The sequence below is a fragment of the Klebsiella pneumoniae complex sp. WS1778 genome (assembly GCF_049472055.1).
GTDB lineage: Bacteria > Pseudomonadota > Gammaproteobacteria > Enterobacterales > Enterobacteriaceae > Klebsiella > Klebsiella quasipneumoniae.
This window is the reverse complement of sequence record NZ_JBKGTJ010000001.1, coordinates 755,465-779,894: the sequence shown is the minus strand read 5'-3', so window position 1 is coordinate 779,894 and position 24,430 is coordinate 755,465. Positions and strand designations below refer to the sequence as shown.

At 54.4% G+C, this 24,430-nt stretch carries 22 protein-coding genes; 10 read left to right on the top strand and 12 right to left on the bottom strand.

The features are described from left to right. Positions 1–9 precede the first annotated feature (9 nt). Genes ACLEXF_RS04050 through ACLEXF_RS04040 form a run of 3 tightly spaced genes read right to left on the bottom strand, consistent with a single transcriptional unit; the run spans position 10 to position 3,838 of the window. Entirely contained in the window at positions 10–2,544 is a 2,535-nt protein-coding gene (locus tag ACLEXF_RS04050) for a fimbria/pilus outer membrane usher protein (RefSeq protein ID WP_080841461.1), read from the bottom strand. A gap of 28 nt (positions 2,545–2,572) precedes the next feature. Beyond that, a complete protein-coding gene (locus ACLEXF_RS04045; protein WP_032456061.1) occupies positions 2,573–3,250 on the bottom strand; it encodes a fimbrial biogenesis chaperone in 678 nt (225 codons plus the stop codon). A gap of 57 nt (positions 3,251–3,307) precedes the next feature. Next, the gene (locus ACLEXF_RS04040; protein WP_049092260.1) at positions 3,308–3,838 is read right to left on the bottom strand and encodes a fimbrial protein; all 531 of its coding nucleotides are present in this window, start codon (positions 3,836–3,838) and stop codon (positions 3,308–3,310) included. 440 nt (positions 3,839–4,278) lie between these two features. On the opposite strand from ACLEXF_RS04040, the gene ACLEXF_RS04035 reads away from it, so the two are divergent. Continuing rightward, positions 4,279–4,938, top strand: a complete 660-nt coding sequence (locus tag ACLEXF_RS04035) for a winged helix-turn-helix transcriptional regulator (protein WP_049092266.1) — start codon at positions 4,279–4,281, stop codon at positions 4,936–4,938. A gap of 66 nt (positions 4,939–5,004) precedes the next feature. Next, a complete protein-coding gene (locus tag ACLEXF_RS04030) occupies positions 5,005–5,634 on the top strand; it encodes a helix-turn-helix domain-containing protein (RefSeq protein WP_049092259.1) in 630 nt (209 codons plus the stop codon). 101 nt (positions 5,635–5,735) lie between these two features. Here ACLEXF_RS04030 and ACLEXF_RS04025 read toward each other — a convergent pair whose 3' ends face one another. Then, positions 5,736–6,944 carry an MFS transporter gene (locus ACLEXF_RS04025; protein WP_335895177.1) on the bottom strand — a complete coding sequence of 403 codons (1,209 nt, stop codon included), beginning with the start codon at positions 6,942–6,944 and terminating at the stop codon, positions 5,736–5,738. Positions 6,945–7,047: 103 nt separating this feature from the next. Here ACLEXF_RS04025 and ACLEXF_RS04020 point away from each other — a divergent pair, with 103 nt between their 5' ends. Continuing rightward, entirely contained in the window at positions 7,048–7,953 is a 906-nt protein-coding gene (locus tag ACLEXF_RS04020; protein ID WP_049092257.1) for a LysR family transcriptional regulator, read from the top strand. 186 nt (positions 7,954–8,139) lie between these two features. Here ACLEXF_RS04020 and ACLEXF_RS04015 read toward each other — a convergent pair whose 3' ends face one another. From ACLEXF_RS04015 to ACLEXF_RS03985, 7 genes are all read right to left on the bottom strand, one after another. Next, positions 8,140–8,568, bottom strand: a complete 429-nt coding sequence (locus ACLEXF_RS04015; RefSeq protein WP_423265730.1) for a cell envelope integrity TolA C-terminal domain-containing protein — start codon at positions 8,566–8,568, stop codon at positions 8,140–8,142. 111 nt (positions 8,569–8,679) lie between these two features. After that, positions 8,680–9,822 carry a M20 family metallopeptidase gene (locus tag ACLEXF_RS04010; RefSeq protein WP_023297627.1) on the bottom strand — a complete coding sequence of 381 codons (1,143 nt, stop codon included), beginning with the start codon at positions 9,820–9,822 and terminating at the stop codon, positions 8,680–8,682. Then, a complete protein-coding gene (locus tag ACLEXF_RS04005; RefSeq protein WP_023297626.1) occupies positions 9,822–10,577 on the bottom strand; it encodes a glutamine amidotransferase in 756 nt (251 codons plus the stop codon). The genes ACLEXF_RS04010 and ACLEXF_RS04005 overlap by 1 nt, the downstream gene beginning before the upstream one ends. A gap of 14 nt (positions 10,578–10,591) precedes the next feature. Next, positions 10,592–11,671, bottom strand: coding sequence for a phosphotriesterase family protein (locus tag ACLEXF_RS04000; protein ID WP_032417129.1), 1,080 nt, complete (start codon positions 11,669–11,671; stop codon positions 10,592–10,594). Positions 11,672–11,674: 3 nt separating this feature from the next. Beyond that, positions 11,675–12,676, bottom strand: a complete 1,002-nt coding sequence (locus ACLEXF_RS03995; RefSeq protein WP_016161045.1) for an ABC transporter permease — start codon at positions 12,674–12,676, stop codon at positions 11,675–11,677. 18 nt (positions 12,677–12,694) lie between these two features. Continuing rightward, on the bottom strand, positions 12,695–13,441 hold the full coding sequence (locus ACLEXF_RS03990; RefSeq protein WP_074186512.1) for an ATP-binding cassette domain-containing protein: 747 nt from the start codon (positions 13,439–13,441) through the stop codon (positions 12,695–12,697). A 380-nt stretch (positions 13,442–13,821) separates the two neighbouring features. After that, positions 13,822–14,844, bottom strand: a complete 1,023-nt coding sequence (locus tag ACLEXF_RS03985; protein WP_004190069.1) for a LacI family DNA-binding transcriptional regulator — start codon at positions 14,842–14,844, stop codon at positions 13,822–13,824. 345 nt (positions 14,845–15,189) lie between these two features. Between ACLEXF_RS03985 and ACLEXF_RS03980 the strand changes: the two genes are divergently transcribed. Continuing rightward, entirely contained in the window at positions 15,190–16,143 is a 954-nt protein-coding gene (locus ACLEXF_RS03980; RefSeq protein ID WP_049138059.1) for a substrate-binding domain-containing protein, read from the top strand. Between the two features lies 1 nt (position 16,144). Here the strand turns inward: ACLEXF_RS03980 and ACLEXF_RS03975 are convergent, their stop codons facing one another. Further along, positions 16,145–17,017, bottom strand: a complete 873-nt coding sequence (locus ACLEXF_RS03975; RefSeq protein ID WP_032456053.1) for a PfkB family carbohydrate kinase — start codon at positions 17,015–17,017, stop codon at positions 16,145–16,147. Between the two features lie 26 nt (positions 17,018–17,043). Between ACLEXF_RS03975 and ACLEXF_RS03970 the strand changes: the two genes are divergently transcribed. The 6 genes from ACLEXF_RS03970 (at position 17,044) to ACLEXF_RS03945 (ending at position 23,987) form a co-directional block, all read left to right on the top strand. Continuing rightward, complete coding sequence (locus ACLEXF_RS03970) at positions 17,044–17,889, top strand: BtpA/SgcQ family protein (RefSeq protein ID WP_032740651.1); 846 nt, start codon at positions 17,044–17,046, stop codon at positions 17,887–17,889. Continuing rightward, the gene (locus tag ACLEXF_RS03965; protein ID WP_064150037.1) at positions 17,889–18,533 is read left to right on the top strand and encodes a TenA family protein; all 645 of its coding nucleotides are present in this window, start codon (positions 17,889–17,891) and stop codon (positions 18,531–18,533) included. Before ACLEXF_RS03970 ends, ACLEXF_RS03965 begins: the two co-directional genes overlap by 1 nt. Positions 18,534–18,910: 377 nt before the next feature. Then, positions 18,911–20,521, top strand: a complete 1,611-nt coding sequence (locus tag ACLEXF_RS03960) for an ABC transporter substrate-binding protein (RefSeq protein WP_008804870.1) — start codon at positions 18,911–18,913, stop codon at positions 20,519–20,521. Further along, positions 20,499–21,461 (top strand): ABC transporter permease, encoded by a 963-nt coding sequence (locus ACLEXF_RS03955; RefSeq protein WP_008804871.1) that lies wholly within the window; start codon positions 20,499–20,501, stop codon positions 21,459–21,461. Before ACLEXF_RS03960 ends, ACLEXF_RS03955 begins: the two co-directional genes overlap by 23 nt. Next, a complete protein-coding gene (locus ACLEXF_RS03950; RefSeq protein WP_012968221.1) occupies positions 21,454–22,317 on the top strand; it encodes an ABC transporter permease in 864 nt (287 codons plus the stop codon). Before ACLEXF_RS03955 ends, ACLEXF_RS03950 begins: the two co-directional genes overlap by 8 nt. Further along, the gene (locus tag ACLEXF_RS03945) at positions 22,314–23,987 is read left to right on the top strand and encodes a dipeptide ABC transporter ATP-binding protein (protein ID WP_242391397.1); all 1,674 of its coding nucleotides are present in this window, start codon (positions 22,314–22,316) and stop codon (positions 23,985–23,987) included. Before ACLEXF_RS03950 ends, ACLEXF_RS03945 begins: the two co-directional genes overlap by 4 nt. The last annotated feature ends 443 nt before the right edge of the window (positions 23,988–24,430 follow it).

Below are 24,430 nucleotides of genomic sequence, written 5' to 3'. Positions count from 1 at the left end.
GGTTCAACGTTAACGGCAAACAGCATTATCGATAATCACATCGTTATTCTGCTTCGTCATGTTTATCGCGTAATAGACCCTGCAGGTGTTTGCGGATTGATTTCCCCATTTCACGATCAGGTTTACCTGGGGATCGAGCCCCGTCAAATACACCTGTCCGCTATCACCAACGATAAAGCTGCTTGGTTCTGCTCCTTCAATGCTGGCCATTGCGCCAAACGGCACTAACTGGCCGTTTCGCTGGGTCAAGGTCATCAACATGCGAACACCGACGCTTGCCCGATAGTTCGCCCTGACAATCGCGCCACGCGTAGGGACCACGGTTTTGACCGTTTGTTCTAACTCAACGTTAGCCGGTAATGTTTCAGTGATTAATGACACATCATTTTTGCGATAAGGCATTAAGTTAGAGGCAACCGTATATCCGCGATAATCGGTTGTCGCTCCAGTCATATTCTGGATGCCTACGCCGGCAGCCCCGGGGGCGGCAATCAGCACGTTGGTTTCGCCCAATGGTTGAGAGAACGTCACGCCATTGGCATGCGCAACCACGCCTCCCTGAATCCCATAGTTCAGACGATCGGTATTTTTGTCATAGCTGTACCCGGCGGTGATTTCACCATAGGTGCCGCGATAATCACCATTCATGTTGCCGGTATAGGCCACGTCGTGAGTGCCGTAACCCTGTTGAATATTCCAGTTGAGCGCATTATTCGGCAGAGCAACACCATTTAACCCAGCGCTGTGTGTCGTACCGTTATTCTTGCTGGCATTCATGCCATAGTTTGCCCATGTCTGCGGCAACAGTTTTTCCAGTGGAATACTGATATTCAGCGCCAGCATCTGGTTTTTATCGTCGCTCTGGGGTGCGCTGTACGTTCCCGCGCCCCCATTCTTACTCAGAGTCCAGGTCAGGCCATAACTAATACTGTGCCAGTAGTTGTTATACCCAACGCTCCATGATTCCATCGCCTTACCTGAGTTCCAGTAATCTTCACGTGCGGCGTTCAGCATCAACGATCCCAGACGGTCTCCCAGCCCCTGGCTCAGCGTCAGCTCAGCACGGTTGCGGCGTCGGTCCTGAAGCGCATGACTGTCACCGTAAGAATCCAGGACCTCTTGCATGCCATAGTAGCCGCTGGTCGAATAGCGGTAGCCGGCAATCGCGAAGTTGGTGCCCGTTGCGGCAAAATTTTTACTGTATCGAGCCCGCCATGATTGCCCCCTGGTTTTCGGCATATTTTGCGGCGTGGACCAGCCCTGGGTGATGTCGCTGGAGATAGCGCCAAAGTCACCCATGTTTTTACCGACGCCCGCGGCGAGCGACTGGTACTTACTCGACTCCTGCAATCCGCCGTAAAACGTAAAGCCGTAGGGCAAGCCGAGAATAACGCTCATCTGAGCAAAGGGCGTTTTGTCCACGCTGCCGTTGTACGAACGATATTGGCCGCCCGTTAACGCATATTTTATTCGGCCTTCACGCTGTAATACGGGAAGGGAGGCAAATGGCACGCTAAAGTGCTGCTCGCTGCCATCAGCCTCTTTAATAGTGACATCAAGATCGCCGGCGCCTCCGGTAGGATACATGTCCGTGATTTCAAAAGCGCCCGGTGCCACAAAGCTCTGGTATATCTGATAGCCATTCTGGCGAATTATCACCTGGGCATTAGTCCGGGCGATCCCACGCACCACTGGGGCATAGCCCTTGAGGGAGTCGGGCAGCATGTCATCATCGGAAGCAAGTTGTCCTCCCCGGAAAGGCATACTGTCGAACACATCTGCCGGGGCAGAGCTGTCACCCAGCGTGAGCTGAGACTTTAACGGGATTATCGTACGTTGAGCATAGGTATAAACCGTCTTCCACGCATCATGACCCTGTGAATCTCGCGACCAGGTGGTGTAGTTTCTTAACCGCCAGGGGCCAATGTTCAGACCAGGACGCAGGTTGGCATACTGATTATCGCTGGTGCTGCTGTTGTTATTTTTGGCCCAGTTATTCGCCCCACTCAGACTGTAGTTGAGCAGGGCGGCGTTAATGCCTTGATCCCAGCGATCCGGTGGCACCGATCCGCGCGCTTGCGCTGAAAGTGCCGCTTGCGGAATGCTCAATACCAGACGTTGCATGGCAAACTGGAAATCCGTACTAGCCTTGGGAATCGCGGACAGGTTCGCACAGGATGTTTCACCCTTTAACGCGGGAAAAAGGCCCGTCTTGACTCCCCAGCTTTCTAATTGCTCAATGGATAAACAGGGGACTAATTTATCATCACCGCCAGGCTCTTTCAGCAACACAAACCTGATATCGCGGGTATCGACTAACCGATCGTCCAGGACGACATCGACATGATAATTCCCGGGGGCTTGCGCGCCAGATTCAAAACCAGAAAGATCGACTTTTTCTGTCCCTGGATTATCCAGTTCAACCAGTTCTGGGTTAAAAAAATCGCGACTATAGCTATTTTGTGTATTACCGAAGAGCGCGATGGTTATCAATAATGCCAACCGTGGAGACCGTGCTTTTATATAATCCATTGCCATCATCATAAATCCCACTCAGTGTCTTTGCGCCGGTCTACAGACTGGCTTTGTGTTCTGCCCCGGGACTGCCATAATCATTAATAATTTTGAATGTCACTGGCCCGCCCGTTACGCCGGAGGGTAAATCGAACATCGCGGTACTGCCGGGTAATACATAACTGACATCTGGTAATTTTTTACCTGATAGTGAAATCTCGTTAAAATTCATGACATGCTGAGTCGGATTGTTTACCTGTATCTTATTACCAACACGTTGCCAGCGTAGTTTATCGACCTGTTCTTCAGGGGAGGCGCCTTTCATCGCCGCCGGACGGTAGATAAGTTTAATTCTGGTTTTAATGGCAATTTGCAACGTATTGTCAACCTTAGCTGCGGAGGGGATGGCTTTTATATTAAGCCAAAACAAGCTCTCTTTATCCTGAGGTAAGGCTCCGGTGGCAACAATGCGCTCGACGTTTTGTTGGCCATTATTTAGTCGATATAGTGGTGGCGTAATGATAAAAGGCGCCTTTTCGCCACCCCCCCCAGGTGTTTCGATCCACGACTGGATAAGGTAAGGGGTTTTATCAGGGTTATTTATGCCAATCGAGGCTTCTTTTTTATTACCATCAAAAATGACGCGCGTACCACCAATAACGACACCGGCCTGAGCAACGGATACGCCAATACTCAATATCGTGATGGTAAGCAAGATACTGCCAAGAACATTCATTTTAGACCTCTGAAATATGGGGCCGTATCGACCCCATCAGCATTTCTTGAAAGAAAATTAGTTATATACAATGGAGAAGTTAGCAACAGAGTTGGCCGTACCCGGCGTTACTGATGCCGTGGTGGAGATATATTGCGCATAGAATTTCAGCGTATTGTCCTGGGTACTGCTAAGTATGTAGTTATAGCTGTTCTCACCGTGCAAAGGCAGGTCGACTTTATCGGCGGTCATCAGGTTAATCGCCACCCCTGACGCCGCACTGGAGGTTGATGTATCAATAGCCAGCAGGTTAGGGTTGGTCAGATCGGGGGTGCCATCAAAGCGTACTTTGGTCGAAGTCACCGTGGTTGGGCAGTTTTTAAGTACGATATTAAAATCCTTTGCAGCCGCTTTTGTGCCACTGCTCGCAAATTCAGTTTTATAAAAGTTACCGAGATTGACCTGCTGGTTTTGCGATGCCACATCGACTTCACAGGCAGTATCCAGAATATTGCCGACGAAATTCACGGTGCCAGCGGCAGCAAAAGCGTGAGACATAGACAGCGCTGCAGTTGCGGTCAAGGCAACTAAAACAAGACTTTTTTTCATTACTTTGTTTCCTTATTAACTTTGTTTGCCATTTATATTCAGGCAATAGGGTGCCGATGAGCGTTACACTCTTTTTGTACCAGTGCCTTAATTTTCACTGTGCAGCATGGCAGCCATAAATAATTACGGTAAGACCATGAACTGTTCTGCTGACTGGCTAAAATTTATCTAATCATTTTCTTAAACTCAAATGTTTTGTGGGTCTATAAGTAGACTCCCACTTAACGAATAAGCAACATTTCTTCTTTTTTATCATGCTTATTAAGGTCCGGTCTATTTTTAGACTCAAAGATCATGGGACACAAAATCAATAACTTAGAATGCATCTTTTGAGCGGTCTACTTTTAGACCCCAGGCCAATATTTCGCGGCTTCTTAATTTTTAAGATAATTCTTCGGTCGATCAATAAAGCGATCACAGTTGAGGAATTGAGGCTGCATATGAACACGCGCTTAACCACCCCGGAAAACCAAGATAAATCAATTACCCTGGAATTAAAGCCATTCCGGCACATCGAGACTCTGATAAAACATGTGTTGCCAGCAGCAGAAAGAGTAGTGATCGGCAGAGGTGAGGTCGTGCATTATTATAAAGATGATATCCGGCAATGTTTTTTACTATTGCAAGGTAGCGTCGCGCTGCACCGTCGCGGCGATGGCATTGTATTAAATTCTGAATCATCACCGTTTATTCTGGGCGTGAGTAGTCAGTTTTCCTCAGAGCATCTTTATGTGAGAGCGCTGGAGACGTCAGAGATCGCCCGGGTGTCACTGGATTGTTTTAATCACATCGTGGCGCAACTGGATCTATGGGAGCATTTTTCGAAACTCCTGATTTACACGGCCTCCCGGGTGTATGAACATTGCGCACAAATCTCGCAGATGTCGGCTTATGACATCATCCGCTTTCAGCTGGTTGAGCTTATGCAAGAGCCGGATGCGATACGGCAACAAATTACGGCTGCAACCTATATTAAAAGCCGAACCTATCTTTCACGGAGCGGGATTATGCGGATTCTGGCAGAGCTGCGAACCGGGAAGTACATCACGATGGAACGGGGTATACTCCTTGATATCAACCATCTGCCTCGAAAATACTGACGATGAGGATACCCGCAACAGGAAGTCAGGCTATAATCAGACAGGTCAATCTTAAGGTTATCGGTTATGTCCTCTTCAGCAAAACCTCACAAAGGTTCACCCTACGCGCAAGAGCTGATTTCTCACTTACAGCCATATTGCACGCCACGTAAAACTGAAAGAGGGGAGCAACTGGATTTCAAGGTGAATGGCCAGGGGATGTGTTACCTGATCCTTGAGGGAACCGTAGCGGTTTATCGCCGAAACGATAATATGATGCTGTCCACTGCGCGCAGTCCCGCCGTGTTTGGTCTTGCCAATCTGACGGATATTTACTTCGATGATTACATTAAAACTATCAACTCCTGCGTGATTGGCGAGATCTCCACCGCTCGTGTTCATGACATTATTAAAGAAAAGTCGTTATGGGGGCTGCTCTCAAAGCAACTGATGTTTGTGTATGGCCGACTTTACAACAATGTGATGCCGCAGGGCGCACCGACGGCGTACGAGATGATCCGCCAGCAGTTGCTCAATTTAATTGAAGAAGATGAGAGTTATCGCGCCGCAGTCACAGCGGAACTCTATATCCGCGAGAAAACCCATCTTTCTCGCAGCGGCGTCATGCGCATACTTGCAGATTTAAAAACGGGTGGTTTTATCGAAATGGAAGAGGGAAGACTCATTAAAATCCATAAGCTTCCCGCCAGGTACTAAATTCAGACCCCGTCAGACAAAAAAACGCCCCTCATCTCCATTTAGCGACCACACCAGGGTCAATGATAATTTTTAATGCCCAGGGCAGGGCGCGCCATGTTCTACCCAGTGGTGTGCCGATCGGGCGGGATCGTCCGCTTAGCCAGTTTTTTTTGCAAAATGATGATAATAATTGGGGATCCTGATGCGGAAATTGCACATAGCGCCAGCAACGTGTCCATATTCTGGAGCGCCATGCGATGGTCAGGTAACAGAAAAGCGGACAGGAAAAATGCGGCAGTCGTCATCAGATACATCATGGACGTCTGTAATGAAGAGAATCCCGCTCGTTGGTTGTTATCAGGAAACTGAATCGTAACCGCCGAAGATGAAACCAGACGACTGTAATCTGCCCCGAGAAATAACGTCATAAACAGCGCCGGATGCGGATAGCCCAGGAAGGGTATCAGCAAGCTCAGAATAAAAACGAGGGTTGACCCGGTCGCCAAACTCAAGGCAGAAAAACGAGAGGTTAATGCCCCTGTCATTCTTGTAGACAGATACCCCGCCAGTCCCCCGCCGAAGAACAGCCAGGGCAGCAGGCCTTCAGAAGCCCCCAACAGCTGCGTCATTAACGGCGCCAGAACAGGAATGATCAGCATTGGACTAAACTGTACCAGCGCATTACCGGAAGCAAACAGTAAAGTATCAACATCGAGGGGCAGCGCGTAAGACGTGTCGAAAGTGACGGGGTCCTGAGGGATGACAGTGACGATGAATGGCAATGCCAACAAACAGAGCGTGCTGATTAACCACAACGCGACATGCCAACCGTAATGAGTACACAAAAATAATATAGCGGGCATCCCCACAACGCTTACCAGCGAAAATGACGCAATCACCGTCGCCAACATTTTTCCGCGCAAGTCAGCCGGCGTGTGGTTTATCAAAATACCGATCCCCACACCCATTGTCGTCCCTCCAACCAGCCCTGCGAAGAATCGCAAGGTAAGAAGAAGAGGAAAACGGGTTATGAATGTTGTCAACAGTGTCGCTATGGCTAGCAGCACCATATTAGCGATAAGAAAACGCTTCTTATTGCAACGGTCAACCCAGTAAAAGGCGATAATTCCCGACAGGACGGCTCCAGAGGTGTACATACCGGATACATAGCCTGAGAAGGAGACGGGAACAGCGAAATCCGCGGCCATAAATGTAAAAACAGGACTGAATATCATATATTCCAGCGCGTTAGTAAACTGCACAAAAGCGATGACCAGCGCTATCCGTATCAGCGCCTTTTGATTAAATGTTGTGGTGACCCGTGGCATAGCAAGCGACCTGTTGATGAAAGATAACCTAGCTTAACTACTATCAAACTTATCGATTAGATAGTAAAAATGGCACTCATTATTATCATATGTGGGATAGTTGATGCGGCCAGTTCTTGATTTTAATGCGCTGAAAGTCTTCATCGCTGTAGTTGAAAGAGACAGTTTTGTTGGGGCTTCGAAAGCCCTTGAAATGCCGGCATCAAATGTGAGCCGTTGCATTGCTCAGCTAGAAGACAAACTGAATCTTCAGCTTATTGAACGCAGTACCCGACATATGAAACTCACTCAGGCGGGGCATCTACTCTATACCCGGGCGAAGCCATTACTGGAAGCGCTTGAGCAAACTGAAACCGAATTAACGTTGCGGCAAATGCAATTCAAGGGGCCACTACGTATCTGTATTCCCAATGAAATCGGTCCTGCACTGCTGGGCGCTATTGTTGCCGATTTCGCCTGTCAGCATCCGGACCTGGAGATAAGTTGCGTCACCAATTTGTCTGGTTATGAATCCCTGCGCGATGATCTGGATCTCGCTGTCATTGTGAGTCGTGGTCAGATGGATGACAGTGACTACATAGCCCGTCATCTGGTGACCATCCCTTGCACCATCGTTGCGGCCCCCTCCGTTATCCAGCGTTATGGCACGCCTTCTCGTATACAGCAATTTGAAGAATTGCCCTGTATTACAACGGTAAATGCGCTTAAAGGCGCTCCCTGGCAGTTTGTGAATAAAAAGGGCGGATTCGAGACGATTAAAGTTAACGGTCGTTATCGGGTCAACAGCGGGGAGATGGCAGGGCGAGCGGCCATCTCAGGCGTCGGTTATGCCATCCTGTCGAAACAAGCCTGCCAGCCCTATATTGACGATGGCCGGTTAATCGAAATTGAATTTGAACAATCGGCGGCCCCCTTGCAATTGTTCGCCCTGTATTCCGATCGGCGTTATTTGCCGGCAAAAACAAGAGGGCTTATTGATTTCATGTATCAGAGATTGAGTCATGAATAAGAGGCCATCATCAGCGCACCTGGATGCGCTGTCCCGTTCAGCCGGCGCTCTTGCCGCTCATCACCTCGACTCAAGCACCATTGAATCACTCCTCGCCGATCGCCAAAAAGCGTCTGTTAAGGAGGCTGTCAGCTTATCTTTTTAGCCATTGCCCTGGCGATGGCCGGGGCGCTTTCTAGGGCAAGCTCAGGCCTTCAAGTCCAGAACGACATGGCTGAATGTTTGATAAGTTTTTTCATCGGGGGTAGGCGGAATTTTGGCGACTTTCAGCGCGGACATCACCTGCGCGCAGAATGGCCGATCGCCGCTCTCGACCGTCGGATCCTGCACTGTCCCGTCACGCTGTAGCGTAAAGCGCACCGAGCATTTTTGCCCTTGCCAGGAGGCCGGCTGGTCTATGTTAGCGAATATAGCCGCCTGGATCCGCGCCAGATAGCGTGAGGCATTGGCCTGGGGTGAAGTATCGGAACCCGTTTGATAATCGCGAAGTATCTTATCCACTTCAGCCGATATTTTAGCGTCTTCGGCGCTGTCCGGCGCAGAAGCACCACCCGAGCAGGCGGAAAGAAGTAAAGAGAGGGTGCAAACGAGCACAGCGTTGGTTTTCACGGACATGCTAAGCCTCCTTGCTGGTGGGGATACCGTCGTGTACGAGGCGGTTATCCTCTGTTATTCCGCGAAATTATTCAAACGCTGAATGCATGGCACGCGCTTTCAGTGACAGTGTCACTCATTTTTTACTTTCGTCGCGGGCGGTGATGCCATCCAGTCGCGAATAATGTCACCGTATAGCTGTTCTGCCTCCGCCAGTCGGCTGAGCAGGCAGTACTCGTCGGTTTGATGCGCCATCGACGGCTCGCCGGGGCCGAGAATAATACAGGGCGGATCGCCCAATGCAGGCAGCAGCAGCGAGGCGTCGGTAAAGTAGGGCACCACGCGCGGCGCAATCGGCTCAGCGTGCAGCGGCTGACAGCGTTGGTAAACCTGCTTAATCCACGCGTGATCCTCCCGGCTGAGGACGGCGGGCAGGTCGACCAGCGTGGAGACGGTGACGCTTTCGCCAAGCAGCGTCGTCAAGCGCTCCCGGATAGTGGCGTGCTGTAAATTGGGCGCGCTGCGGATATCGACATCAAAACGCGTGCGGTCCGGTACGGAATTAATATTGAGTCCGCCTTCTATGCGTCCGACGTTGAGGGTGGGTTGCTTCATTAGCGGATGCGGCGCGCCTGGCGAAAAATGCTGAATCTTACCCAACGCATCCGCCGCAAGATAGATAGCATTGATCCCCAGCTCCGGCATCGCGCCGTGGGCGGTTTTCCCCCGCGTTTCGCAGCGCAGCCAGAGCGCGCCTTTATGGCCGATAACCGGATAGTTGGCGGTGGGTTCACCGACGATCAGCGCGCCCACCTCCGGCAACGTTGCGGAGGCGATCAGCGCCCGCGCGCCGTCGCAGCCGGTCTCTTCTCCGCCGGTTATCAGCAATACCGCGCCGCGTCCGGCGAGGATCGCTTCCCGCTGATGAACGCAGGCGACGGCAAACGCCGCTATCGCCGCTTTCATATCGCTGGATCCGCGGCCATAAAGACGCCCGTCTTCCATCTGCGAGCCAAAAGGATCGTACTGCCAGCGGGCATTTCCCAGCGGGACGGTATCCAGATGTCCGGTAAAGGCCAGCGGTTTACCGCTCTTCGCCCCGGGAAGGCTGGCGATAAGATTGCAGCGTCCCTCGCCGAACGACGACAGCGAAACCTCAAAACCGCTATCGTCAAGCCAGTCGGCGAAGAACCGCATGCAGTCAGCTTCGCTGCCCGGCGGGTTAATGGTGTTAAAGCCCAGCAGCTGCCGGGCGAGCTCAAGGGTCGTGGTCATCAGCGGCGTTCCGTCAGCCAGTCGAGGCAGTTAATCCATAGCTGGCGATAGCCGGGCCATTTGGCAAACTCTTCCGGCAGCCAGTGCGCCGACATGTCGCTGGTCCACACCAGCGAACGACCCTGCTGATATTCGCGAACAGCCAACAGCGGATGACCGGTACCGGCCACGCTCGCCAGCAGTTTGCCTTCCGGGTGCATTTCAACTTCGTTATAGCCCAGCAGCCACGGCCATTCGCCCGGAATATCGTTAAACAGGGGGTGAGACTCCGTCACTTCGGCATAGCAGCCTTCCGGGGTTTCAATGCGGTCGTCCCAGGCCAGGCAGCGTACCGGCAGCACTTTCTCCACCGCGGTATGGCGGTAGCGCGCGCCGCCGTTGATTCCCTGGAAGCTGTAATAGCCGCCGATCATCATCAGCGCCCCCCCGCCGGCCACGTAATCATGCAGGAGCGTTAAACGGTTGGCGGTTCGGCGGCTCTTCAGCCAGGTGTCCGGATGCAGCAGCAGCGTATTGGCGCCAATGTCCGAGAGAATAATCGCATCCCACTCCTGCAGCGCTTCCAGCGTCAGCGGAAAGTCGGTCGCCGCCGCGTGGGCGGGCATATAGGTAATGGCATAGGGACTGTCGGCGAGCGCGGCCAGAAAGTCCGTTGCGCCGGTGTGCCAGGTGGCGGTGGCAAACTGGTCGAAGCCTTTAACGTGCGTTGACGTGCTGGTCCAGGACTCACCGACCAGTAAGATTTTTTTCTGCATGATGACGTTTCCTTTTATCCGCCAAAGACCCGCTGGGGGTTTCCAATCATTAAGGTTTCAAGTTGTTCGCCGCTGACGCCGTGGCGCCGCAGACGCGGAACAAAATGCTTGAGTATGTAGCCATAACCGTGGCCGCCGTAGCGGGTGAGCATGGTTTTCAGGAAGACGTCCTGCGACAGCAGAATTTGCTGGATGTAGCCGTCGTCAATCAGCTCGCGGATCGCGCGGGCGTTCTCCTCGTCGGAGGGCGACTGCGCCGACTCGTCGGCGTAGTAATAGCTCATGCCGATCATGTCGTATTCGAGAAACGCCCCGCGCTGTGCCAGTTCGCGCTGGTAGCGCTTATCGGCAAAGCTGGGATTCATATGGCACAGCACGGTATGGCGTAAATCGGCGCCTTCCTGCTCGAGAATATCCAGCACCCGATGGCCCAGCCGCTCCCAGCCGGGCAGATGGACCTCGATCGGCACGCCGGTCGCGGCGCTGGCCCGACCCGCAGCGCGCAGGGATTTCTCCTCATCCGGCGTAAAGCGGCTGGAGATACCGATTTCGCCGATGAGCCCGGCGAGCACCTCCGGTTTCTCCTCCGCGCCGCCAAGATCGTAAATCAGCCGTTCGGTCAGCTGTTCGACGCTGCTGATTTTTACCCACTCAGGGTGCGAAGCTTCCAGATAGAGCCCGGTACCCATAATGATGTTCAGACCGGTCAGACGCGCGATGCGCGCCAGCGCTTTCGGATCGCGGCCAATGCCGATATTGGTCGGGTCGACCACCGTTTCTCCGCCAAGGGCTCGATATTTAGTCAGCTCGTCAATCGCAACGTCGACATCAAACAGCTGACAGTTATCGCGGCTCATCAGCGGGTTAAGCGACAGTTCGCCAAGGTTTTCCATTTTCACCGGCATTTCGGCAAGATGGCGATCGCTGCAGCAGCAGGGTGGCACCCATTTGCCGGAGGCATCCAGCAGAATATGCTCATGCATCAGAGTAACGCCCATTTCGTTAATCGGTAGTGGGCCAAGCACAGTCATTACATAACCGCTGCTGACGCCAACCGGCAGCGGGGAGGGATGGCGAAAAATTGATCCTTTCATCAGCTATCCTTTTGCCGCGGAGCGCGTCGGGTTGAGAATGCGGGTGTTCAGCCAGATAGCCAGCAGGATAATGGTGCCGGTGGCTATCTGGGTGTAAAACGGCGAAATATGCGACAGGATCAGCCCGTTCTGAATGACCGCAATCGACAGCGCGCCCAGCAGCGTGCCAATAATAGTCCCGAAGCCGCCAAACAGACTGGTGCTGCCTAGCACAACGGCAGCAATGACCTGCAGTTCAAAGCCTTCGCCCTGGTTGGAAGAGCCGCTGCCGAGGCGTGCGGTAATGATCATCCCCGCCAGCGCGGCGGCCATTCCGCTGATGATATAGACCTTCATGGTCACCGCTTTGGTGTTAATGCCGCTGCGCCGCGCGCCTTCGGCGTTGGCGCCGATAGCGGTCACGTAGCGGCCAAAGCGCATATGGTTGAGAACGATATGCCCGATCACCAGTATCATCATGCCGATCAGCGCGGGCATGGGGATACCAACTACCCACGCGCGTCCGATAAAGGTAAACAGGCTGTCAGCCGGTACCGGAATCGAGTAGCCCTGGGTGACCAGCAGCGCGATGCCGCGAACTACGGCCAGGGTGGCGAGCGTGACGATGAACGCCGGAATGCCTTCATAGGCAATAAAGAAGCCGTTGATGGCGCCAACGAATCCGCCGAGCAGCAGGCCGCCGAGGAGTACCACCGGCCACGGCAGCCCCCAGTTATTCAGAGCGATAGCGGAGAGTGCGCCGACCAGCGCCAGGGTGGAGCCTACCGACAGATCGATACCGCCGGTGGTAATGACCAGAGTCATAGCCGTCGCGACGATCAGCAGTGGGGCGCTCTGACGGATAATGTTGAGCCAGTTGGTGCCGGTGAGAAAGTTGCTGGTGATCAGCGAAAACACCACGCAGCAGAAGACGAAAAAGAGCGCGATGCTGACCACGCCTGAGTGGTTATGCAGCAGGCGGCGCGGCAGCGAATGCTGGATCATGCGGGAGCTGCTTAAGTTCATGATACTCATCCTGTTACCTCAATGTGCTGCCGCAGAGCGGGCGGTGAATTTTTCGCCCACAATCAGGTTAACGATATCGCTCAGGCTGGTGTCGGACACCCGTCTGTCGGCGACGTTCGTACCCTCATACATCACCATGATCCGGTCGCAGACCAGGAACAGGTCCTGCAGGCGGTGGGTAATCAGAATCACGCTCACCCCGCGAGCGGAAACGCGGCGAATGAGCTCCAGAACCGCTTCAACTTCCGCGACGGCCAGCGCGGCGGTGGGTTCATCCATAATCAGCACTTTCGGGTCAAAGGCCGCGGCGCGGGCGATGGCTATAGCCTGGCGCTGGCCGCCGGAGAGATTTCGCACCAGCAGGTGAGTATCCGGAATGGAGATCCCGAGCCCTTTAAGCATCTCTCTGGCATCGGCGTGCATTTTGGCCTCGTCGAGAAAGGGGATGCCGAGGACCGATTTCATCGGCTCACGGCCCATAAACAGATTGCCCGCGACGTCGACCGTGTCGCAGAGCGACAGATCCTGGTAGACCATCTCGATATGGCAACGGCGCGAATCGGCCGGATTCGTAAACTGTTGCTGTTCACCGTCGATACGAATCGTGCCGCTGGAGGGGATCACCGCGCCAGAGAGCACTTTGGTCAGGGTGGATTTCCCCGCACCGTTATCGCCCACTAAGCCCAGCACTTCGCCCGGGGCCAGCTCAAGGTTGACTCCGCGCAATGAGCGTATCGACCCGTAGGTCTTGGTGATATTGATCATCTCTACCCTTGGCGGGGTAGTTTGTGACTGCTGCATCTGATAACTCCCATCGCTGTGGCCGGGAAAATGTTCGCCATCCTGCGGGAGGGACTCTATCCGACACGGTTTACAATCTAGTAAACCGGTTTACCTGCGGAATAGAGCCCTCGCCAGTACAGTCAGGACAAACGCTATGTAAGATATTTGTTCGCCAGTAAGAACGTTGCAGCATCCGTGCCAGGGCAGGAACCACACAGCAGCCCTGTAACTTAACCTTATGTATTCAATACACTTAATTGAATAAAATCCGGTAAACCGGTTTACTGATTATAGTGAATAAATTGTTAATTGATCGTTTTTTGCGCCAAAAGCGGGCGCTTTTGCGCCATTTTGGAACGGGCTTAACAGATCTTGATCGAGTCGCGGCCAATCCATTCAACCGGCAGGCGGGTTTCCGCAGGGATATCCGGATCGTCGTTTAGCAGGCGCATCATGATGTTCACCGCGGTACGGCCCAGTTCGCGGGCGGGCTGACGGATAGTGGAGATCCGCGGCTGGGTAAAATCGGCGTAGTTGGCGTCATCGAAGCCGACTAACGAAAGCGCCTCCGGCGCCTGGAGCCCGCTGGCGCGCAAGCCATCGAGCAGGCCGAGCACCAGATAGTCGCTGGCCGCGAAGACGGCGGTGGGGCGAACCGGTTGGCTGAACAGGTACCGCAGCGCCTGCTGGCCAAACTCGCGCTGGTAGTCGCCATACATCACCCATTCGGGCGGCCAGCTCAGGCCCGCTTGCTCCATCGCGGTGCAAAAGCCCTGATAGCGCTCACGGACGCTCATCAGCTTGTCCGGGCCACCGACGAAAGCGATATGGCGATGCCCGGCGGCGATCAGTTTTTCGGTGGCGATCCGCCCGCCCTGGACGTTATCGGCAAACACTTTCGGTACCTTACTGCCGGGAATATCTTCATCCAGCAGGACAATGCGTTCGTGACGCTGGACTTCCTTGCGCAGCAGGCCATTATCGGGGCGGTTGGTGGTGAACAGCAGACCGTCGACCTGGCAGGTATCCAGCCAGCGAATGAACTGGCACTCTTTTTCCGGGTTGTTGCGGGTGATACACAGCACCAGGCTGTAGCCGCTGGCAGAAGCAGCCTCTTCGGCAGCGTCGGCCAGTTCGGCAAAGAAGGGGTTGGTAATATCGGGAAGCACCAGGCCAAGCGTTTCGCTGCCGCCTTTGCTAAGACGACGTGCCAGGCTATTGCCGCGATAGTCCAGTTCGCGAATGGCGGTTTCGATGCGGTCGATGGTGTCCTGCGGCAGCACAATACTGTTGTTCATATAGCGCGACAGGGTCGCCTTCGACAGCCCCGCCAGCTTTGCCACATCGGATAACAATACGCGTTTTATACTCATTTCCTGCGCCATTTCTGCCAGAATCGGCTATCTGTAACATAGTTAAGCGCGGTGGATACAGCAATTTCTCTGCGAACAATCACCAAAAATAAATGCTTGACAAATTTTAATCAGCAGAGAATTGTATAGGCAGTTTACCGCATCATCCGGGAAGTCATTCCCAACCCCGTTTAAGTTATTCCAGTCGCGCACCGACACGGACCGGTTGCCGGGATGACATTAAGCAGGTATCCGCCGAACGTTCAATGATTGTTCTGGCGATATAGACGATATTTGCCCGCCAAAAAAATAATCCTTCTGCGTTCGCATGCGGCGCGGAACTCTGCTGGCTATCAACTATTCCCGACGAGGATACTGATGATGTTATTTCACACCGGAAAACTGCGTTTCCTTGCTGTCGCCACGACCATGCTGGCATCAATGAGTTTTATTTCTGCCGCCAGCGCTGCCGGTCCGACTTATGCGCTGGTACAAATCAACCAACAGGCGCTGTTCTTTAATCTGATGAATAAAGGCGCACAGGATGCGGCCAAAGCCAGTGGCAAGGATTTAGTTATTTTTAACTCTAACGATAATCCCGTGGCGCAAAACGACGCGATAGAAAACTATATTCAGCAAGGCGTTAAAGGCATTCTGGTTGCTGCTATCGACGTTAACGGGATCATGCCAGCGGTTAAAGAAGCCGCCGCCGCAAACATTCCGGTGATTGCGATTGATGCCGTATTACCGGCCGGGCCACAGGCAGCTCAGGTCGGCGTTGATAATATTGAAGGCGGCAGAATTATTGGTCAATACTTCGTAGACTACGTGCAGAAAGAGATGGGCGGCCAGGCGCGACTGGGTATTGTCGGTGCGCTGAATTCGGCCATTCAGAACCAGCGGCAGAAAGGGTTCGAAGATACGCTGAAAAGCAATCCGAAGATTACTATCGCTAACGTGGTCGACGGGCAGAATGTGCAGGATAAAGCGATGACCGCGGCGGAAAACCTGATCACCGGTAATCCGGATCTGACAGCGATTTATGCCACCGGCGAACCCGCGCTGCTCGGCGCTATCGCCGCCGTGGAAAACCAGGGGCGGCAGAAGGATATTAAAGTCTTTGGCTGGGATCTGACGGCGAAGGCGATTTCCGGTATTGACGGCGGCTACGTCACCGCCGTACTGCAGCAGGACCCGGAAAAGATGGGCGCAGAAGCCCTGAATGCGCTGAACAGCATCACGTCGGGTAAAACCGTGCCGAAAACCATTCTGGTTCCGGCGACGGTGGTAACCAAAGCGAACGTCGATTCATACCGTCCACTGTTTAAGTAGGTCAGCGCGCGCCGCCCGTGGTTAACAGGGCGGCGAGCTCATGGCTGCCGGGAAACGCGCTGAGCGTTCCCCGGCGGCTAACGGTAATGGCGGCAGCGCGACTGGCGTGCGCCAGCGCCAGCGCATCCGGCGCGACGCCGCGCAGCAGGGCGGAAGCCAACATGACGGCGAGGAACGTGTCGCCCGCGCCGGTAGTATCAAGCGCCTCGGCGGGCACGGCGGGACAAAACTGACGCTGGCCCTCCTGGACCAGCCAGGCGCCTGCGGCACCCTGGGTAATCACTAAGGTTTTCACCCCGTATGGCTGGAGCAGCTCGGCCTCGGATTCATTGACCACAGCGATGTCGATGAGTGGCCACAGATGGCAAAAGTCAGGATTGACAGGTGAGGGGTTGAATACCGTCGTCATGCCGCGGCTTCTGGCGTACTGGAACAGCGCCCGCGTTTTATCGAGGGAGAAATTGCCCTGCTGTAGCAGAATATCGCCAGCGACGGCATCCGCCATATGCGGAATAATTTCATCCAGGCTGAATGTATCGGCCGCCGCCGTAGTGGTAATGATGGCGTTGTCGCCATCAGCGCTATTTAAAATAATCGAGGTATCGCTATGTTGATTGAAATGGCCGTCGGGTAGTAGCGTCAGTGGTTCATTTTTTATCTGCTGGCGGATCCACGCGCCGTTGCTGTCATTTCCCGTGGCGGCAATTAAACGCGTCTCTATTCCGCAGCGGGATAATATAATCGCCTGGTTCGCGCCTTTACCGCCGATATCCTGCGACACTTTAACGCCGTGAATGGAGGCTCCTTTTTTCGGTATATCCGGAATGGACCAGGTTTCATCTACGGTAATATTACCAGTAACGTAAACACGCATAGTGTTCCCTTAACAGGATGGATAAGATGGTTGCTATCTCAGCAGAAAAAACGAATGCAATACAAGCTATTTTTTCACGAAGCAAGGCTGTTATTGGTGTTATTCATTGCGACCCATTTCCTGGCTCGCCAAAATATCGAGGAAAATCAGTCTCGGATATTGTTGAACGTGCGCTTCGTGATGCTGAAAATTATATTTCAGGCGGTGTTCATGGTCTGATTATTGAAAACCATGGCGATATTCCTTTCTCTAAACCTGAGGATATCGGCCATGAAACCTCAGCGCTGATGGCGGTCATTACCGAGAAAGTTCGTGAACGTTTTGCTGTGCCGCTGGGCATTAACGTTCTGGCTAACGCGGCGATCCCGGCAATGGCGATCGCCCTGGCGGGAGGCGCCGATTTCGTCCGCGTCAACCAGTGGGCCAACGCCTATATCGCCAACGAAGGATTTATAGAAGGGGCGGCCGCTAAGGCGCTGCGCTACCGCAGTATGCTGCGCGCTGAACATATTCGCGTTTTTGCCGATAGCCACGTTAAGCACGGTAGCCATGCCATTGTCGCCGATCGTTCGATTCAGGAACTGACGCGCGATGTCGATTTCTTCGAGGCTGACGCGGTGATCGCCACCGGCCAGCGTACGGGCGATAGCGCCACGATGGCGGAAATTGACGAGATCCGCGCGGCGACGGAACTACCGCTCCTGGTGGGCTCCGGGGTGACACCGGCTAACGTGATGCAGATCCTCGGGCGGACTCAGGGGGTCATTGTGGCCAGTACAATGAAGGTCGATGGCGTCTGGTGGAACGATGTTGAGCTGGCCCGGGTGAAACATTTTATGTCGGTCGCGCAGGCCGCGCTGGAGGAAGCTTAATGGAAGCGTTTAGCGAACGCCTGCTGCGCGAACATCAACCGGCGTGGCAGGCGATGCAGCAGCACCCGTTTGTGACTGATATCGAACAGGATCGTCTGCCGACAGTCGTCTTCAACCGCTATCTGGTGTTTGAGGGCAACTTTGTCGCGACGGCGATCGCGATTTTTGCCCTCGGGGTCAGCAAAGCGCCGGGTATTCAACAGCAGCGCTGGCTGATTGGCGTGCTGAATGCCCTGGTTGATATACAGATCGCGTGGTTTGAACAGGTGTTGTCAGCGCGGCAGATCGATCCCGCTGAGTACCCGGATGATTTGCCCGGGGTACGGCGCTTTCGCGACTGTATGCTGCGGACCGCCCACGAGGGCAGCTATGAGCAGATTGTGACCCTGATGTTCGGTGCGGAATGGATGTACTATTTCTGGTGCCGACGGGCGAGCGAACATTATCAGAGCGATGCTGATTTACGACGCTGGGTGGAAATGCACGCGGAGGACGAATTTTATCAGCAGGCTCTCTGGCTAAAAAACGAACTCGACCGCTGCGCCATGGCGCTGAGTGAAGACGAAAAGCAGGCGTTATCGGCGCTTTACGGCGAGGTGCTGCAGTGGGAAATTGATTTCCATCACGCGGCGTACGAGGAGTAGCCGCGAGGTGGATCACAGGGGGCGCCGGACGCGGCGTCTCCTGAATACGGGTTATATCTTGACGTTCTGCGTCTTGTTGGCGAAACTTACCATTACCGTTAATGCCGATTCTTATTTCACATTTTTATCTTAATAAAGTCGGAGGGTTAATTTAGCTGCCTTCTGACTCTTTTGAGAGAAATTATAGAGGGCGAGCATTTATGTTATTTTATTCGGGCCTGTAGCTCGGGGCTCTCTTTTTTCTTTTCTTCCCACCTGAAGAAAAAGCTATTTTCAGAAATAGATATAAATTATCCATCGTTACTCGACGGCGGCTCTCCCCCTACAATGGACTTTAATTGCCAGATATTTAACAAAAACCAGGCCAAGGAAAAGGGATGAAACGAAGCATTTATTCACAGAACAGTTTATTGCGCATCAGTCTGCTTTCCGCGCTAACGCTTACTGCCAGCTTCACCACTCACGCACAGGATAAACCTGTCGCGGGGGGGGTGCTGACGGTCGCTCTGGGCAGCGATACCCCGATTATTGACCCCTCTATTACCGCTTATTCCGTCACCGCTCTGGTTACGCGTAACGTGGTGGATTCTTTGGTCGGCCAGGCGGAAGATAACAGCTTTACACCATGGCTGGCGGAACGCTGGGAAATTAAAAACAATAACCGCGAATACACCTTCCATCTTCGCAAGGATGTGACTTTTAGTGATGGCACGAAACTGGATGCTGCGGCGGTAAAATATAACTTTGAACGCATACTCGATCCGAAAACCACCTCCAGTTACTCCAAATCGTTGTTGGGGCCGATTGACGCGATCACTACGCCAGATGAGTACACCGTGGTGATCCGCTATAAAACGCCTTTCGCACCGCTGCTGCAGGGGCTGAGCTTGCCGTATCTCGGTATTCAGTCACCGGCTTATCTGCAGAAAACGGCGAATACCAGCAATACCGTGGTCGGTTCCGGTCCCTTTATCCTCGAATCGTTTGTCAAAGGCAGCGGGAGTAAACTCAGCAAGCGCGCCGATTACAACTGGGGTCCGGGCTATGCCACCCATAAAGGCCCGGCATGGCTGGATAAGATCGAATTTAAGTACCTGCCGGAGTCAGCGGTACGTCTTGGCGCGCTGAATAGCGGGCAGGTACAGGTGATCGATGCCATTCCGCCGGTGAATTATGCGCAGGTAAAAAATAACCCGAAGCTGGATGTGATCACCAGGGAAAACCCCGGCGTTCCGCGCGTCCTTTATTTGAATAGCGACACAGGGATCTTCAGCGACCTGAAAGTGCGGCAGGCCTTCCAGAGCGCCATCGATCGCACTACTGCCGTTAAAGCCGCGTTCTTTGGCATCCTGAAACCTGCCGACAATATTCTTGGACCCGCTACGCTGGATTACGATCCGGCCATTGCGAGCCAGTGGGGGTTTGATCTGCAAAAAGCCCGCCGTCTTCTGGATGAAGCCGGCTGGCAGCAAACCGATAGCGAAGGCTACCGGGTCAAGGAGGGTAAACGCCTTACTGTGCAATTTACCTATTCTTCAAACGATGTCGAAGCCGCTGACGTGACGCTGTTCCAGGCAATTCAATACCAGGTAAAACAAGCCGGTTTTGAACTGAAACTCGATCCGGTGGATTCAGGCATTCTCAGCAGCCGCACGGCGGCTAACCAGTACGACATTATCTCGAACTATTTTGTTCGCCCGGAGCCGGACATCCTGCGTACCGTTTTCCATTCCAATTATATTCCGCCGAAGGGGAACAACTTCAGCCGCGTTAAAGCGCTGGATAGCCAACTGGAAACCGCTGTCGGTGCCAGCGAAGCCGAGCGTAAACGCATCTACTATGCCATCCAGCACCAGATTATCGATCAGGCCTGGGCGGTGCCAATTTACATCCCGGCATATCAGTTAGGGAAAGCCAAACAGGTGCAGGGCATTAGCTGGGCCACGAACGCGAAGCCGAATTTCTATGATGTCTGGATCCAACGCTAAGCTGCTGGCAGCAGGCAAGCGCCTGCTGACCATTTTCGCCGTGCTGTGGGGTGCGGCAACGCTGACCTTTGTTGCGGTAAAACTGATCCCCGGCGATCCTGTGGCAATTCTGATAGGCAGCGCCAACAGCGTTGTGGATGATAGTTTTCGCGAGACACTGACCCGCCAGTTCGGCCTGGATAAGCCACTGTGGTGGCAATATTTGCGCTACTGTGGCGAGGCGCTGACGGGCAACCTTGGCGTGAGTTATCAGTATCGCCAGCCTGTTGTGCAGGTGATTAGCGCAGCGTTGAAAGAGACGGTGCCGCTGGCCGTCAGCGCCCTGGCGCTGGCACTGGTACTGGCGGTATTTAACGCATTACTGACAGCCGGACGTCATCCGCGTCTGCGGTCTCTGCTTGCCGGGTTGGAGCTGATGCTGCTTAGCACACCGGTGTACTGGATCGGCATCGTGTTGTTGAGCATTTTCAGTTTCAAACTGCAATGGTTTCCGGTGACCGGTAACGATGGCTGGATCGCCCTTGTGCTGCCGGTGGTGACGCTCAGCCTGCCGCTGGCTGCGACACTCAGCCAGGTGCTGCGTGATGGGCTGGAGGAGGCGCTTTCGCAGCCGTTCGCCATGACCGTGCGTACGCGAGGGGTGAGTGAAACTGCGCTGCGCTTACGGCATGCGTTGCGCCATGCCTCGCTGGCGGTGTCGACGCTGACGGGGACGCTGCTGGCCAGCGTATTAGGCGGCTCAATTCTGACCGAAACAGTATTTGGTCGGGCGGGGCTGGGGCAAATCACTCTCGGTGCGATTGAGAACCGAGACATGCCCCTGGTGCTGGGGGTGGTGATGTTCTCCGCGCTGTTGTTTGTGGTGATTAACCTGCTGATTGATACCCTTTATTTACTGATCGATCCCCGTCTACGTCTGCGAGGGCATGCTGATGAGTGATCTTTTACTGCGGGTGGCCCGCCGCGACGGGGGGCGCTATCGTAACCCGTGGCTGGCGCCGGGTACCAGCATTCCGTTGTTACTGGTGCTACTGCTCGTGGTGGCGGTGTTTTTTCCATCGCTATTCACGCCGTACACCCCCGAACAGATGGATTTCAGCGCGATTTTGCAGCCGCCGGACCTCAGACACTGGTTCGGTACTGACCAGTTGGGGCGTGATGTGTTTACCCGCGTGGTGTATGGCACCTCGCTGTCGCTGAGCATTGGGGTCGGCGCGACCCTGATTGCCAGCGCGGGCGGTATTGTGCTGGGGACACTGGCAGGTCTTGCGCCCAGGGCGGTACGGCAGTTACTCGTACGGCTACTGGACATTATGCTGGCGTTCCCCGATTTGCTGTTGGCGCTGCTGGCTATCACGGTGTTGGGGCGTGGGCCAGAGAATACCCTGCTGGCGGTCGGACTGGCCGGCATTGCTGGCTATGCCAGGCTGGTGCGCGCGCAAGTGTTGCAGGTCAGGTTATCGGGGTATGTGCAGCATGCGGTGGCGTTGGGAGAGCCGCCAATGGTGATTATTTTGCGCCATATTGTGCCCAATACGCTGCGCCCGCTGCTGGTACTGGCAACGGTGGGGATAGGGTATTCCATATTATCCGCCTCGGCCCTCAGTTTCCTTGGACTTGGGGTGACTCCGCCGACGGCGGAGTGGGGCGCATTGCTCTCTGAGGGACGTAATTTTCTCGATAGCGCCCCATGGGTCAGCCTGCTGCCCGCCAGCGTTGTCGCGCTGTCGGTGATTGCCATTACGCTGCTGGGCCGACGTGTTCAAACCCTTATTGCCAAAGGCGGGATCGCATGACTTCAGAGACCTTCCAGCAACCGCTGTTACAGGTGGCGCAACTGAGCGTCAGCTTCCCCTCGCCGCAGGGGCTGATTGAGGCGGTTAACGCCTTATCGTTTGACGTGCATGCCGGTGAAGTCCTGGCTTTGGTAGGCGAGTCCGGTTCGGGTAAATCCGTCACGGCCCGGACGCTAGTCGGGCTGGCGGGGGCAGGGGCGGCTGTTCGCGCCGAGTCCCTGATATTGCATGGGCACGATGGCCTGTCGCAGAATTTACTGGCGTGCGATGCCCGCCGTTGGCAGCAACTACGCGGGCGCGAAATTGGTTTTGTTTTGCAGGATGCACTGACCTCGCTTGACCCGCTGCGCCGGATTGGTCAGGAAGTCGCGGAGCCGTTGTTGACGCACCGCCTGGAACGGGGGGCGGCAGTTCGCGAACGCGTGGCGGAGCTGTTAATGCAAACCGGCATCCCCGATCCGCATAACCGGATGGCGCAGTACGCACATGAACTCTCCGGTGGCTTGCGCCAACGAGCGCTCATCGCGTCGGCGCTGGCGGCGGGGCCGCGATTACTCATTGCCGATGAACCTACTACCGCGCTGGACGCCACCGTACAAAAACAAGTTTTGAATGTATTCAGGGCCCTGGCGGATGCCGGGCATGGCGTGCTGCTGATCACCCATGATTTATCGGTGGTGGCGGATATTGCCGACCGTGTGGTGGTGATGCGGCAGGGCAAAGCAGTGGAGAGCGGCAAGGTGCGACAGGTGCTGCATGCGCCGCAACACCCTTATACCCGCCGTCTGCTGGCGGCCATTCCCTCTGCCGGTACGCGTGGGACGTGGTTAACAGGAAACGATCCGCTGGGTCAAACGGTAGTGCGGGAGAACATCAGTACTGACAGCACCACACCCGTGCTGGCTGCCGATAACGTATCACTGGCGTATGTTCTGCCGGATGGCCGTCGCTTGCAGGCCGTCAATCAGGTGACGTTAGAGGTCGCGCAGGGCGAAACGCTGGGCATTGTGGGCGAATCCGGTAGCGGGAAGACCACGCTAGGCAAACTGGCGCTGGCGCTGCAGGCACCGCAACAGGGCGAGATCCTTCTCGCTGGGCAACCATGGAGCAGGCTGACAGAACGTCAGCGGCAGCCGTTGCGGTCGCGTATCCAGACGATTGTGCAGGATCCGCTGGGTTCATTTAATCCGCAATATAACGTGGCGCAATTGCTGCAACAGCCTCTCCGCCTGCATACGACGCTCACAGCCGCGGACCGGTTGTCACGTGCGCAGGCGTTGCTGGCGCTGGTTGGTTTAAGTCCTGATCTGCTGACGCGACGTCCGGCCACGCTTTCCGGTGGGCAGCGGCAACGTATCGCCATCGCCCAGGCCCTGGCCTGCGAGCCGGATATTCTGATTTGCGACGAGCCGGTGTCGGCGCTGGATGTCACCACCCAGGCGCAAGTGTTGGATTTGCTGGTAGCGCTGCAACGCCGTTTGCATCTGTCAATGCTGTTTATCTCTCATGATCTGGGCGTGGTGCAGCATATGAGTCATCGTATTGCGGTGATGAAAGACGGCGAGGTAGTCGAAAGCGGCAGTGTGGATCAAATTTTTCGGGCGCCACGCCACCCGTGGACTCGACAATTGTTATCAGCTGTTGGGCAGACGCCGTTGCGATATAACTGAGCAGTAAACGTCAAACCAAAAAACTCCGCCGCATGAGCCGTCATCAGAATCTATCGATGCTGAATCTACGAGTAACTTATCCAGGAGAAAACCTAACAACTTAGCCACCACAATATGAGTGCGCATAATGTATATTATGTTAAATAGAATATCAGGACGCGTAACCCAACCATAGTTACAACTCTACCCCATGAAATTCATAGGCTCCATCTTGTCCTCCACCGGCTGCTTACTCGTTTGTATATGACTCGCGCTGTTTTCACTCACGGTACTCTGATGCCGACCGTGCACCACGTGTCCAACAACTTCCCGCGGACCAGCGATGGCGTTTTTCATAAACTCCTCCGGCACGCATATGGCGCTCTCGATCGTCGTTGGGTTCATTAGGCGAACGCCCGACGGCGACACGCTGACCGCACCCGGCTTTCCGGCGCGGTTAACAT